This is a genomic window from Streptomyces sp. NPDC051738 (genome assembly GCF_044453205.1).
Classification (GTDB): domain Bacteria; phylum Actinomycetota; class Actinomycetes; order Streptomycetales; family Streptomycetaceae; genus Streptomyces.
Map to the genome: position 1 here is coordinate 211,467 of NZ_JBITCM010000013.1, position 13,671 is coordinate 225,137.

The following is a 13,671-nucleotide window of genomic DNA, read 5'->3' on the forward strand; positions in this document are numbered from 1 at the left end:
GCCTAACTCGCGTGCAGCATCATCCCGATGCCCACCACCAGCAGCGCCGCCGCCGCGATCCGGGCCCGCCCGAACCGCTCCTTGAAGAAGACGGCCCCGATGGCGGCGCCCACGATGATCGAGGACTCCCGCAGTGCGGCGATCGGCGCCAGTTCCGCCTTCGTCTGGGCCCACAGGACCAGCGCGTACGCGGTCACGGACAGCGCGGCGCCGAGCAGCCCCAGCGCGGCGAACGGCCGTAGCACGGCGACGGTCTGCCCGCGCCGGCGCCAGACGGCGTACGCGGGAATGGCGAGCCCCTCGACGGCCATCAGCCAGGCGATATAGCCGAGCGAGGACCCGGAGGCGCGTACGCCGAGCCCGTCGAGCACGGTGTACGCCGCGATGCTCAGCCCGGTCGCCAACGCGGCGCCGATCGCGGCCCAGTTGGGCCGGCTCCCGCGCAGGCCCCACAGGGCGACGCCGACGAGTCCCGCGCAGGACACGACGATCCCGGCCGCCGCCCACCCGTCAGGCACCTCGTGCGCGAAAACCGCGGCGAACAGGGCGACCACGAGCGGCGCGGTGCCGCGTGCGATCGGATAGGCCTGCCCGAAGTCGCCCAGCCGGAAGGACTTCATCAGCAGCGCGAAGTACACGATGTGCACGACGGCCGAGGCGAGCAGATACGGCCAGGCCCTGGCCGCCGGGAACGCCCCGAACGGCATCAGCGCCAGCCCGATCAGCACCCCGCCGCCCGCGATGAGCGTGAACCCCACCAGCTTGTCGGTGATCTTGTGGGCGATGGCGTTCCAACTGGCGTGCGTCACGGCCGCCAGCAGGACGGCGGCGGTGACCAGCGGAGTCACGAAGTCTGCGCCTGCTCGCGCACGTCCACAAGGGTGGCACCGGCATGGGCGACAAGGTCCTTGGGCCCCATCGGGAAGACCGCGTGCGGGTTCCCGGCGGCGGCCCACACGACCTCGTGCTCCAGCAGCGACCGATCGGCGAGCACGCGCGTCTTCGTACGGTGCCCGAAGGGCGGTACGCCGCCGATGGCGTACCCCGTCGTCTCCCGTACGACATCCGCCTTGGCCCGCGTGACCTTCTGGACGCCGAGTTCCTTGCGCACCAGCTCGACGTCGACCCGCGACGCCCCGTCCATCAGCACCAGCACCGGCTCCCCGTCCGCCGCGAAGATCAGCGACTTGCAGATCTGACTGAGCTCGCACCCGATGGCCGCGGCGGCCTCGGCGGCGGTACGGGTGGCATCCGGGAAGCGACGGATCCGGGTGTGCAGTTCGGCCAGCCCGAGCTCACTCAGGGCCTCGGCGAAAAGGGGGTGGGCGGCTGTCGTCATGGGGGCACGCTAGCGGTGCGTGCATGGGCCATGCGACCGATTACCCGCTCTCAGGGAGTCAGGAGGGCGACCACCCAGGCAAGGGGCAGGAAGATCAGGGGAACCGACATCAGCCAGCCCATGCCCCAGGACGTTCGCGAGCCGACAAGGACGCAGAACGGCCCCATGAGGAGCACGTAGAAGAAGAACACCGCCAGGACGATGACGCCCGCACCCGACCCCATGGCTTCCTCCCCGCGGTACCTGCCACGCCATAATTTGAACACGTTCAAACGCGCCTCGTCCACCTCGCCCCGGGACTCCCTGCTCGCGCGCGCCCCGCACTCCCCCGAAGATGACGGTATGTCCCGATATCTCTTCGACAACACGGACACCCGCACCCCGGACCGCTTCGCCGTCCTGGAGTCCTGCTACGACCACGTCTCCCGCCGCCGGCTCGAACTGGCCGGCCTGGCGCCCGGCTGGCGCTGTCTCGAAGTGGGCGGTGGAGGCGGCTCGTTGGGCGACTGGCTGGCCGACAGAACCGGCCCCGACGGCGAGGTCACCGTCACCGACATCGACCCCCGCTGGGCCGAGTCCCGCCCGCACTCGCCCCAGGTCCGCCTTCTGCACCACGACATCGTCAACGACCCGATCCCGGGCGACGGCTACGACCTGATCCACGCCCGGCTGGTCCTCATTCACCTGCCGGAACGGCTCCAGGTCCTCGACCGGCTGGTCGCGGCCCTGCGCCCGGGGGGCACCCTGGTCCTGGAGGAGTTCGACTGCCACTGGTCGCCGGTGCTCGCGACCCCGGACGAGGCGTCCGAGGCCCTCTTCGACCACGTCCAGGCGGCCCTGCTCACGCAACTGGAGAAGGCGGGTGCGGACACCCTCTGGGGCCGGCGGGTGCTGGGCGCCATGCGACGGGCGGACCTGGAGGACGTCACGGCGACGACATACGCCGAGTCCTGGCAGGGCGGCAGCCCGGGCATCGACCTGCACCGCGTCAACGCGCAGCAGACGGAGGCGGGGCTACGGGCGGACGGCGTGACGGAGGCCGAACTGCAGCGCTTCTACGCGCTGCTGAGGGACCCGGGGTTCGTGGTCAACTCCCCTCCCTTGATCAGCGCACAGGGAAGGCGCCGAGGAAGGTAGTCCAGGTGGACGGGGCGACCGTGAGGTGGGGGGCCTCGGGGGGTCTCCCAGCGCTTGCTCGATGAAGGCCAGCCCAACTGCGGTGCCGTCGCCGAACTTCAGCGTCTGAATTCCGCCCCCCGTCCCGGGGTGGTTCGCCCGGGAGGTCGGCATCACGTGAAGCTCCACGAACGGCAAGTTGGCCACCTCCAGCAGGTGTTCGAGCTGTCGGCGCAACACCATTGCGTCCCCGACCGGGCGGCGTAGCGTCACCTCTTCCTGGACAAAGCTGAGTTCCGGCGCCGGGGACCTGTCGAAGATGGCCTTACGGGCCATGCGCCCCGCCACCATTCGCTCAAGCTCGTCCGCCGAGTAGGCCGGACGCCAGGTCGAAAGCAGCGCCCGCATGTACTCCTCGGTCTGCAACACCCCGTGGAGGTTGTGATTGCCGTACATCAACAGCCCGACGGCACGCCCCTCCAAATCCGCCAGCTCACGCACCTTCTTCGGATACCGGGCCTTCTCCATGTCCCGCTTGAACGCCTTGAGATGCCCCTGCGCCCTCAGGACGTCGTCCGCCTTGTCGGGGCCTGCTCCTCGTGGACGCGCTAGCGGACCGGTGGGGCGCGGCGCCGGGGCCGTATCCGCGCAAGACGGTCTGGGCCGAGCTGCAGCACAAACGTGGCCGGTGAAGGCAACCCGTCCCCACGGAGCCCTCACCGGCCGGTCTGTTCTCAGAAGCGGCTCGTCAGACGCGTGCCAGCTCCCGCTCCCCGTCCGTGTCGGCCTCCGCCTCCGTGCGCAGGGCCTCGCCCTCCACGTCGACGTTCGGCAGCACACGGTCCAGCCACTTCGGCAGCCACCAGGCCCTCTTCCCGAGGAGGGCAAGGACCGCCGGGACGATGGCCATGCGGACGACGAACGCGTCGAAGAGGACGGCGATCGCGAGGCCGAAGCCGATCATCTTGACCATCGACTCGCTGGCGCCGATGAAGCCGGAGAACACCGCGATCATGATGATCGCCGCCGCAGTGACGACCCGAGCGCTGTGCCGGAAGCCCGTCACCACGGCCTGGGTCGGCCGCTCCCCGTGGACGTACGCCTCACGCATCCGCGTCACGAGGAACACCTCGTAGTCCATGGCAAGACCGAAGACCACGCCGACCATGAAGATCGGCATCATCGACATGACCGGGCCGGTCTCCTGGACGCCGAAGAGGTCGGCGAGCCAGCCCCACTGGAAGACCGCCACGACCGCGCCCAGGGCCGCCAGGACCGAGAGCAGGAAGCCGAGGGCCGCCTTCAGCGGGACCAGGATCGAGCGGAAGACGAGGATCAGGAGGAGGAAGGCGAGGCCCACCACCAGGATCAGGTACGGGACGAGGGCGTCGTTCAGCTTCTGCGAGAAGTCGATGTTCATCGCCGTCGTGCCGGTGACCAGCACCTTCGCGTCCGTGTCCGCCTCGATCCCGGTGCCCGCGTCACGGATGGAGTGCACCAGGTCCTCGGTCGAGACCGACGACGGCTTGGAGTCGGGGATCACGGTGATCGTCGCCGTGTCGCCGGACTTGTTGTACGTCGCCGGCGTCACCGTGACGACGTCCTTGAGGCCCTTGATCTCGTCGGAGACCTGGGTGACCGCGCCCTTCGGGGCATCGCTCGACTTCGCGTCGACGACCACCACGAGCGGGCCGTTGAAGCCGGGGCCGAAGCCCTCGGAGAGCATGTCGTACGCCCGGCGCTGGGTCGTCGACGTCGGCTGCGAGCCGTCGTCCGGGAGGCCCAGTTCGAGGGAGGTCGCCGGGAGGGCGGCGGCGCCGAGGCCGAGGACGGCGAGCACGAGGACGGCCACGGGACGGCGTACGACGAAGCTCGCCCAGCGCGTGCCCATGTTCGGCTTGTCGGAAGCCGGCTCATCGGCTCCGGCGGCTGCCTTCTTCCTGCCACCCCCGAAGAGCCTGCCCTTCGCGCCCGCCGGCTTGACCTTGCGGCCCGCGTAGCCGAGCAGTGCCGGGACCATGGTCAGCGCGATCAGTACCGCGATGACGACCGTGCCCGCCGCGGCGACACCCATCTTCGTCAGCATCGGGACGTTCACGACCGCGAGGCCGACCAGCGCGATCACCACCGTGAGACCCGCGAAGACCACCGCGGAGCCCGCGGTACCGGTGGCGCGGCCCGCCGCCTCCTCGCGGTCGCGGCCCTCGGCGAGTTCGGCGCGGTAGCGGGAGACGATGAACAGGGCGTAGTCGATGCCGACCGCGAGGCCGATCATCATGGCCAGGGTGGAGGTGGTGGAGCCGAGGTCCAGGGCGTTGGCCAGCGCGGTGATCACCGAGACGCCGATGCCGACGCCGATCAGCGCGGTGAGCAGCGGCAGACCGGCCGCGATCAGCGAGCCGAAGGTGACGACGAGGACCACCGCGGCGACCGCGAGGCCGATGATCTCGGAGGAGGCCGCCTCCGGCGTCGTCTGGAGCGCGTCACCGCCGATCTCGACCGTCAGTCCGGCGTCGCGCGCCTGCTGCCCGGCGTCCTCCAGGGCGTCCCTGCTGGCGTCCGTCAGCTCCATGCCGGGGACCTCGTAGCGCACGGAGGCGTAGGCGATCGTGCCGTCCTTGCTGACGGCGTGCGCCTTGTAGGGGTCGGCGACGGAGACGACCTCGGAGCCGTCGGACAGTTCCTTGACGGTCTTCTTGACGGTCGCCTTGTTCGCGGCGTCCGTCATCTTCTCCCCGTCCGGCGCCTTGAAGACGACCCGGGCGGTCCCGCCGTCCGCGCTGCCGCCCGGGAAGCGCTGGTCCAGCAGGTCGAAGGCCTTCTGCGCCTCGGTGCCGGGGATGGAGAAGGAGCTGGATCCCGCGCTGGGGGCGCTGGCCGCGCCTACGCCCGCGAGGGCGAGCAGCGCGACCCATATGAGGGCGACGAAATGCCGTCGCCTGAAGGCGAGCCGGCCGAGTTTGTAGAGAAACGTGGCCACGAGAGCGACTCCCGGTCAGGTCGTTTAGTTGGTTCTGGGCAGGGGTGATCAGCCCGACGACGTGAGCGGTTACGTCAGGTGGAGGGCTTGCTTGGGGAACCCGTCAGCCAGGGGGACTCGTCGGCTGCGGGGATGCGTCAGTTGAGGGGACTCGCCGGCTGAGGGGATGACTCGTCAGTTGACGGGACTCATCAGTCGACGGGTGCGCCGAGGGCGGGGAGGACCACGGCGTCGATGTACGACATGAGGAACGCCTGCGTCGGCGGCCGGTCGTCGATCAGTGTGCGGGTGGCGAACGCGCCGACGAGCATGTGCACCACGTAGTCCAGCGCGGGACAGTCGGCGCGGACCTCGCCGCGGTCGACGGCCCGTTGGACCACCCGGTGGAACTCCTCCATCTCCGGCTCGATGAGCAGTTCCTTGAAGGCCTGGAGAAGGTCCGGGTTGGCGTGCACCGCCATGAACAGACCCCGCATCAGCGCGGCGTTCTGCTGCATGGCGCAGTCGTCCTCACGGGAGGTGAGGGTGTGCAGGTCGCCCCGCAGGGTCCCGGTGTCGACGTCGGCGATGTTGCCCGGCTTGTTGTGCCGGATCGCCTTCGCCACCAGCTCCGGCTTGCCGCCCCACTGGCGGTAGAGCGTCGCCTTGCTGGACCGGGTGCGGGCCGCCACGGCGTCCATGGTGAGGGCGTCGTAGCCGACCTCGCGGAGCAGGTCGAGCACGGCGCCGTACAACTCGGCCTCGCGCTCAGGGGTGATACGACTGCGCCGTGCTGTTGCCGCCTCGGTCACGGTCCTCACCTTCCCACTCCGAACGACACGGTTTCGTACACCACGACGATAGCGCACCCTGCGTGCGAAACGAAACGGTTTCGTTCGTGTTCTGACTCACTCGACGCCTTTACGTGAGCAGATGTCACGAGTTGCTCAGGTACGTCCATGGGAAAAGCATGGGGACGTGAGCTATCTGCGCCTGCCGCACCTCCATGACGACCTGCTGTGCTTCGTGGCCGAGGACGACCTGTGGCTGGCCCCCCTCGACGGCCCTGGCCGCGCCTGGCGACTCACCGTGGACCGCACCAAGATCGGCCACCCCCGCTTCTGCCCCGAGGGCCGGCGCATCGCGTACACGAGCTGGCGCAGTCTGGTCCCCGAGATCCATCTGGTCCCGGTGGACGGCGGCCCCGGCGAGCAGCTCACCCACTGGGGGTCGGCGGACACCCAGGTGTGCGGCTGGACGCCCGACGGAGTGATCCTCGCCGTCGCCTCCCACGGCGAGCCCTTCTCCCACTTCACCTGGGCCTACAAGGTCCGCCCCGACGGCGACCCCGGCAGCAGGCTCCCCTGGGGCCCGTGCTCCGACATCCAGGTCGCCGACCTCGACGGCGAGCGCAAGAGCCTGCTCCTGACCGGCACCCCACCGCACGAACCGGCCTCCTGGAAGCGCTACCGAGGCGGGGCCACGGGCCGCCTCTGGCTGCACGGCGAACGCCTGCTCCCGGACATCGGCGGCCATCTGCACTCCCCCATGTTCGTCGGCGGCCGGATCGCCTTCCTCTCCGACCACGAGGGCGTCGGCAACCTCTACTCGTGCGCGTACGACGGCTCCGACCTGCGCCGCCACACCGACCACGACGCCTTCTACGCCCGGCACGCCTCCGGCGACGGCACCCGGGTGGTGTACCAGTGCGCGGGCGACCTGTGGATCGTGGACGACCTCGCCGCGGACAGCAAGCCGCGCAAGCTCGACGTACGGCTGAGCGGGCCGCGCGCGGGACGCCGTACGTACCAGGTGCCGGCCGCCCATCACATCGACGGCATCTCCGTCGACGAGACGGGCCGCGCGAGCGCGGTGGTCGTACGCGGCAGCCTCTACTGGCTCACCCACCGGGACGGCCCGGCCCGGACCATCACCGACACCCCGGGTGTACGGGTCCGGCTCCCGGAGATGCTCGGCTCGGTCGGCCAGGTCGCGTATGTGACGGACGCCGAGGGCGAGGACGCCATCGAGATCGCGTACCTCCCCCGGGCGTCCGGTGACCGGGAACCCCGCCGGCTGGCCTCCGGCGAGCTGGGCCGGGTCCTGGAGATGGTCGCCGACCCGGGCGGAGAGCGCCTCGCGATCGCGGCGCACGACGGCCGGCTGCTCCTCCTCACTGTGCCCGAAAATGCGGCTGACGCCGCGGGCACGGAGGACTCGAACGGCGAGGTCACGGAGCTGATCCGGTCGATCAACGGCCCGGTCCGGGACCTGGCCTTCTCCCCGGACGGCACCTGGCTGACCTGGTCGCACCCGGGGATCGGCCGCTCGCTGCGCCAGATCAAGCTGGCCCGCATAAAGGACACCCTGATCGTCGACGTCACCAACGGCCGCTTCGAGGACGAGAACCCCGTGTTCACCCGGGACGGCCGCTACCTCGCCTTCCTCTCCTGGCGCGGCTTCGACCCGGTCTACGACGTCCACACCGGCGACCTGTCCTTCCCGCTCGGCTGCCGCCCCTACCTGGTCCCCCTGTCCTCGGCCACCCCCTCCCCCTTCGCCCTCAACCCCGAGGGCCGCCCGGCGGCCGGCGGTCTGGACCCGGTGGAGGACGAGGAGGGCGGGGACGCCGGCACGACGACCGTCGAGTTCGAGGGCCTGGAGAGCCGGGTCACCCCCTTCCCGGTCGCCGCCTCCAAGTACTCGGCGCTGTACCCGGTCGCGGGCGGCGGACTGGTCTGGCTGCGCTGGCCGATCTCGGGCGCGCTGGGCGAGACGTTCGCCAACCCGGACGACACGACCGGCCGGCCGACCCTCGAACACTTCAACATCAGCAAGGCGAAGAAGTCCGAACTCGTCGACCATCTGGACTGGTTCGCGGTGAGCGGCGACGGCAGCCGCCTGGTCCTGGTCGACGAGGGCGACCTGCGGGGGGTGCCCGCGAGCGAGTCCGGCGACATCGACACGACGGTGTGGATCGACCTGCGCCGCATCCTGCACGAGGTGGACCCGACGGCGGAGTGGAGACAGTCGTACGAGGAGGCGGGCCGTCTGATCCGGGCGTACTTCTGGGAGCCGGACATGTGCGGCATCGACTGGGACGGAGTGCTCGCCCAGTACCGCCCGCTGGTCGACCGCGTGGCATCCCCCGACGAGTTCGCGGACCTCCTGCGCGAGGTACTGGGCGAACTCGGCACCTCCCACGCGTACGTCTCCGCCGCCCGCCGCAACGAGGGCCCGCCCCACTACCAGCGCCGGCAGGGCCTGCTGGGCGCCAACTTCGTCCGCAGGGAGGAGGGTTGGATGGTCAGGCGCATCCTCCCCGGCGAGTCGTCCGACTCCAAGGCCCGCTCCCCCCTGGCGGGCACCGGAATCCGCGAAGGGGCGGTGCTCACCCACGTGGACGGCCGCCCCGTGGACCCGGTCACTGGCCCCTATCCACTGCTGGCCGGCTCCGGCGGTACGACGGTGGAGCTGACGTTCAGTCCGGCGGAGGGCGAGGCGGGCAGGTCACGCCGAGTCGCGGTGGTCCCCCTGCTCGACGAACGCCCCCTGCGCTACCAGGACTGGGTGGCCAAACGGCGCGCCGTCGTACGGGAGTTGAGCGGCGGCCACTGCGGCTACCTGCACATCCCCGACATGGGCGGCTCGGGCTGGGCCCAGTTCAACCGGGACCTGCGGATGGAGATGTCACGCCCCGCACTGATCGTCGACGTACGCGGCAACGCGGGCGGCCACATCAGCGAGCTGGTCGTGGAGAAGCTGACCCGCACGATCCTGGGCTGGGACCTCACGCGCAACGCCCAGCCGGTGTCGTACGCGTCGAACGCCCCGCGCGGCCCGATCGTCGCCCTGGCCGACGAGGCGACGTCCTCGGACGGCGACATGATCACGGCGGCCTTCAAACTCCTGAAACTCGGCCCGGTGGTCGGCCAACGCACCTGGGGCGGAGTGGTCGGCATGACCGGCCGCCACCGCCTGGGCGACGGCACGGTGATCACGGTCCCGATGAACGCGGCGTGGTTCGACGCGTACGGCTGGACCATCGAGAACAAGGGCGTAACCCCCGACCTTGAAATCCTCCGCACCCCCCTGGACTGGGCGGAGGGCAGACACGCCCAACTGACGGACGCGGTGGAACTGGCCCTGAAACTACTGGAGTCCAACCCCCCGGCAACGCCCCCGGGCTACGCCCACGTCCCGAACAGATCGAGGCCAGAGCTTCCCCCACGCTCTTGAGGCACGGGAGGGCAGCCAACCTTTTAGGGGCGCGGGGAACTGCGCGACAAGCCCCCACCGGCCCGCAGCCGACAACGAACCCCAAAAGCAAAACGCGGGGCACCCCCCAAACCAGGGGGCACCCCGCGTCCATCGGCTCAGCCGACCACGACAGACAACTACCGGTCGTAGTCCTGGTCGAACCGCTCCTCATCGTCACGAGTCGGGCGCTCGCGCTCGTCCTCGCGCTGCGGCCGCTGACGACCCCGCTCCGGCTGACCCGGCTGACCCGGCTGACCGGGGTGGGCCGGCTGACCCGGACGCCCCTGCTGACCCTGGCGCTGCTGCTGCGCGCGCTGCTTCAGCTGCTCGGACTTCTCCTGGAACTGGTCCTTCATACCCATGTGGGTTCACTCCCGTAGTGAGTGGGGGGGGTTGACCCCTCGCTGGGGCCTCGACCAGATTCACACGGGCGATAACCCCACGCATGTCGATCAGTTACGCGGCGTTATCCCCCCAGTTCGCTCCCGCTCATCGGCGGAGCCCCCCGCCCCGACCAGCCCCGTCCGCATCCCCTCCAGCCGGTCCGCGAACCGCCGCATCTCCCGCTGCCCCACTGTCCCGATGACCCCCGGCAGATACCCGCGCACGCCCTGCATCCCGCGCAGCCACCACTGCCCGTACACATGACTCGACCGCCGCTCGATCCCGGCCACGATCCGGTCGACCGCCGGCCCCAGCGGATACGTCTTGTTGGACGGCCACGGCAGCCGCTTCCTCAACTCCCGCATGACGTCGTCCTGATCGGCCCCGCGCACCATGTCGGTGTCGGTCCAGGACAGATACCCGACGCCCACACGCACGCCCTTGTACCCGACTTCGGCGCGCAGGCTGTGCGCGTACGCCTCCACGCCCGACTTGGACGCGCAGTACGCGGTCATCATCGGCGCCGGAGTGATGGCGGCCAGCGAGGCGATCTGCAGCAGATACCCCCGGCTCTCCAACAGCACCGGCAGAAACGCACGGGCCGTCACCGCAGACCCGATGAGATTGACCTCGATGACCCGCCGCCACGCGTCCGGATCGGAGTCGACGAAGGGCCCACCGCTGGCAACCCCCGCGTTGGCGACCACGATGTCGACCTTCCCGAACCGCTCCTTGACCTCCCGAGCGACCCGGGACATGGCCTCATGGTCCGTCACATCGGCGTACCAGTGGTCGCTGTCGCTGTGCAGCCGCTCGGAGACCTGCTTGAGCTCGTCCGGCTCCAGCCCGACGAGCGCCACCTTCGCCCCGCGCGCGGAGAGCTTGCGGGCGAGCAGCTCACCGACACCCCGCGCCGCCCCGGTGACGACGGCGACCTGCCCTTCGAGACTCACCCTGCTCATGCGCCCTCCTTCACCTGCGTGTACGTCGCGTCCTGCGGAGTCGTCGTGGCCTTGGCATACGTCGTGACCAGCTGCCGTATCTTCCCGGTCACCAGCTCGGGCGCCTCGACGGGCGTCATGTGCCCTAGGCCGGGCAGTTCGGTGACGCCGAGGCAGTCGGGCAGCGCGGCGGCCAGCGCGCGGGCGTGCACGGGAGGCGTCAGCCGGTCGGCCGTACCGACGACGACCTCGGTCGGCACCGCCAACTCCCGTACTCCGTGGTCGAGATCGAGCAGGTCGAGCACATGCGACCAGGCGTGCCGCACCGTGCGCGGGCACGCGTGCACGATCCGCGCGCACGCCTCGACCATGTGCGGGGCCGAACCGGGGCCCATCGTGGCGTACTTGAGGATCGCCCGCGCGATCGGCGTGACCGGCCCGAGCGGCGCCCGCGACCCGAGGATGTGCTTGGTCAGCCAGGTCCGCAGCCGCCCCGGCCGCATCGGCAGGACGGTCGACTCGGCGACCAGCCGCGAGGAGCCGGTGCTGCACAGCAGGACGGCGGCGGCATGCTCTCGCAGGGCAGGGCGCGTGGCGGCGGCCATCACCGTCATGCCGCCCATGGAGTGCCCGGCGATCACCGCCTGCTCGCCGGGTGCGAGGGTCGCCTTCAGTACGGCTTCGAGGTCGTCGGCGAGCGCGTCGGAGGTGCAGCCGGAGCCGGCCGGGCTGCGTCCGTGGCCGCGCTGGTCGTAGGCGATGACGCGGTGGTCGGCGGCGAGGTCCCGTATCTGCGCCGCCCAGAAGGCGGTCGAGCAGGTCCAGCCGTGCGCGAGGACGACGGCGGGCGCGTTCTCGGGCCCGTGCACCTCTATGTGCAGCCGGGCGCCGTCGGCGGACACGGCCGTCAGCTCACGGGCGGGGACGGGTGGGGCGTACGGCCCGGAGGCCACGTGCATGAGACGGCTCATGCCGTCACCTCCGCGTTCTCGTTGCTGTCGTTGCTTCCCTTGCCGTCCTGTGCGCTCGCCCGGACAACGGTGTACTCCGCGAGATCCACCCGCCGCGTGGCCCGCCGGAACTCCGAGGTCGTACCGGGCCAGATGGTGGTGTTGCGGCCGTTGGCATCCAGGTACCAACTCGTGCACCCACCCGTGTTCCACACCGTCCGCTTCATGCGCTCCTGCACCCGCCGGTTCCAGGCGCGCACGGCGCTGGGCCGCGCGTCGAGGGCGACCCGCCCACCGAGGACGTCCAACTGCCGTACGAAGTCGGCCATGTAGTTCAGCTGGGACTCGATCATCAGGATCATGGACGAGTTCCCGAGCCCGGTGTTGGGCCCGATGACGGTCATCCAGTTCGGGAACCCGGCGGCGGAGGCACCCCGCAGGGCCTCCATCCCGCCCTTCCACGCCTCGGCGAGCGTCCGGCCGTCCGCGCCCACCACCCGGTCCGCGATGGGCATGTCGGTGACATGGAACCCCGTACCGAAGACGATCGCGTCGACCTCGGCCTCGGTGCCGTCGGCGGCGACGACGGTCGAGCCGCGGATCTCGCTGAGCCCGTCGGCGACGACGTCGACATTGGGCTGGGCGAGCGCCGGGTAGTACGTGCTGCTCAGCAGGATCCGCTTGCAGCCGATGCGGTAGTCGGGGGTGAGCTTGGCGCGCAGGGCGGGGTCCTTGATGGAGCGCCCCATGTTCCGCTTGGCCAACTGCTCGATCAGGCCGAGTTCATTGGGGTGCTTGGTGAACGCCTGGACCTGCAACTCCCGCAGACCCCACAGCAGTCCGCGGCGCACCTGCGCGGTGAAGGGCAGGGCCCGGTGCAGGGAGCGCTCGGCACCGCTGATGGCGCGGTCGACGCGCGGCATGACCCAGGGCGGGGTGCGCTGGAAGACGGTCAGCCGGGAGACGTCGGGCTGGATGGCCGGCACGATCTGGATGGCGGAGGCGCCGGTGCCGACCATGGCGACGCGCTTGCCGCGCAGGTCGTAGTCGTGGTCCCAGCGGGCGGAGTGGAAGACCTTGCCCGGGAAGGAGTCCAGCCCCGGGATTTCGGGGATCTTGGGGTCGGACAGCGGCCCGGTGGCGGAGACGACGAAGTCCGCCGACAGATTCCCCCCGCTGGTCTCGATGTCCCAGCACAGCCGCTCGCCGTTCCAGGTCATCCGCTTCACCTCCGAGTTGAAGCGGAGGTGCGACCGCAGCCCGAAGACGTCCGTCACGTGCTCCAGGTAGGCGCGGATGTGCTCCTGGCCGGAGAAGGTGCGCGGCCAGTCGGGGTTGGGCGCGAAGGAGAAGGAGTACAGGTGGGAGGGCACATCGCAGGCGCACCCCGGATAGCTGTTGTCCCGCCAGGTGCCGCCGACGCTGTCGGCCCGCTCCAGGACGACGAAGTCGGTGACGCCCTCGCGTCGAAGCCGGACGGCGGCCCCCAACCCACCGAACCCGGACCCGACCACCGCGACCCGCACATGTTCGCGTTCGGCCATGCCTGTGCCTCCACACTTCAACACGACAACACTGCAACCGGAACCACGCCAGTGAACACTGGCGCAATGGGAGAGTAGAGGAGCTCCGTACCGACCGGTAGGGGTCGTTCGGGGTTCGTTTACATCAGCGGCTGCCGCCGCGGGTACCGCCAGTACGAATTAAGGTGCCGGAGTGACC

The 13,671-nt window shown here is 70.4% G+C and carries 11 protein-coding genes and 1 pseudogene; 2 read left to right on the plus strand and 10 right to left on the minus strand.

Going from position 1 to position 13,671, the window contains the following annotated elements; all coding sequences use genetic code 11:
- Positions 1-2 precede the first annotated feature (2 nt).
- From ACIA8X_RS29065 to ACIA8X_RS29075, 3 genes are read right to left on the minus strand one after another with little or no spacing between them, the layout of a single operon-like run.
- Positions 3-848: an EamA family transporter gene (locus ACIA8X_RS29065; RefSeq protein ID WP_393455058.1), complete on the minus strand. Its 846-nt coding sequence runs from the start codon at positions 846-848 to the stop codon at positions 3-5.
- Positions 845-1,339, minus strand: a complete 495-nt coding sequence (locus ACIA8X_RS29070) for a YbaK/EbsC family protein (RefSeq protein WP_399459465.1) — start codon at positions 1,337-1,339, stop codon at positions 845-847. The genes ACIA8X_RS29065 and ACIA8X_RS29070 overlap by 4 nt, the downstream gene beginning before the upstream one ends.
- A gap of 50 nt (positions 1,340-1,389) precedes the next feature.
- Positions 1,390-1,563, minus strand: a complete 174-nt coding sequence (locus ACIA8X_RS29075; RefSeq protein WP_393455052.1) for a hypothetical protein — start codon at positions 1,561-1,563, stop codon at positions 1,390-1,392.
- Positions 1,564-1,681: 118 nt separating this feature from the next.
- Between ACIA8X_RS29075 and ACIA8X_RS29080 the strand changes: the two genes are divergently transcribed.
- Entirely contained in the window at positions 1,682-2,476 is a 795-nt protein-coding gene (locus ACIA8X_RS29080; protein WP_399459466.1) for a class I SAM-dependent methyltransferase, read from the plus strand.
- A 66-nt stretch (positions 2,477-2,542) separates the two neighbouring features.
- On the opposite strand, the pseudogene ACIA8X_RS29085 reads toward ACIA8X_RS29080, so the two are convergent.
- The 3 genes and pseudogenes from ACIA8X_RS29085 to ACIA8X_RS29095 all read right to left on the minus strand — a co-directional run.
- Positions 2,543-3,058, minus strand: a pseudogene (locus tag ACIA8X_RS29085) (DUF5753 domain-containing protein); the annotation flags it as partial.
- 145 nt (positions 3,059-3,203) lie between these two features.
- Positions 3,204-5,435: an MMPL family transporter gene (locus ACIA8X_RS29090; protein WP_399459467.1), complete on the minus strand. Its 2,232-nt coding sequence runs from the start codon at positions 5,433-5,435 to the stop codon at positions 3,204-3,206.
- 191 nt (positions 5,436-5,626) lie between these two features.
- A complete protein-coding gene (locus tag ACIA8X_RS29095) occupies positions 5,627-6,226 on the minus strand; it encodes a TetR/AcrR family transcriptional regulator (RefSeq protein ID WP_393455043.1) in 600 nt (199 codons plus the stop codon).
- Between the two features lie 166 nt (positions 6,227-6,392).
- Between ACIA8X_RS29095 and ACIA8X_RS29100 the strand changes: the two genes are divergently transcribed.
- Positions 6,393-9,653 carry a S41 family peptidase gene (locus ACIA8X_RS29100; protein ID WP_393455040.1) on the plus strand — a complete coding sequence of 1,087 codons (3,261 nt, stop codon included), beginning with the start codon at positions 6,393-6,395 and terminating at the stop codon, positions 9,651-9,653.
- 158 nt (positions 9,654-9,811) lie between these two features.
- Here the strand turns inward: ACIA8X_RS29100 and ACIA8X_RS29105 are convergent, their stop codons facing one another.
- The 4 genes from ACIA8X_RS29105 to ACIA8X_RS29120 form a co-directional block, all read right to left on the minus strand.
- The gene (locus ACIA8X_RS29105) at positions 9,812-10,036 is read right to left on the minus strand and encodes a hypothetical protein (protein ID WP_393455037.1); all 225 of its coding nucleotides are present in this window, start codon (positions 10,034-10,036) and stop codon (positions 9,812-9,814) included.
- 90 nt (positions 10,037-10,126) lie between these two features.
- Positions 10,127-11,020 (minus strand): SDR family oxidoreductase, encoded by an 894-nt coding sequence (locus tag ACIA8X_RS29110; protein ID WP_399459468.1) that lies wholly within the window; start codon positions 11,018-11,020, stop codon positions 10,127-10,129.
- A complete protein-coding gene (locus ACIA8X_RS29115) occupies positions 11,017-11,970 on the minus strand; it encodes an alpha/beta fold hydrolase (RefSeq protein ID WP_399459469.1) in 954 nt (317 codons plus the stop codon). Before ACIA8X_RS29115 ends, ACIA8X_RS29110 begins: the two co-directional genes overlap by 4 nt.
- Positions 11,967-13,493 carry a flavin-containing monooxygenase gene (locus tag ACIA8X_RS29120; RefSeq protein WP_393455028.1) on the minus strand — a complete coding sequence of 509 codons (1,527 nt, stop codon included), beginning with the start codon at positions 13,491-13,493 and terminating at the stop codon, positions 11,967-11,969. Before ACIA8X_RS29120 ends, ACIA8X_RS29115 begins: the two co-directional genes overlap by 4 nt.
- Between the last annotated feature and the right edge of the window lie 178 nt (positions 13,494-13,671).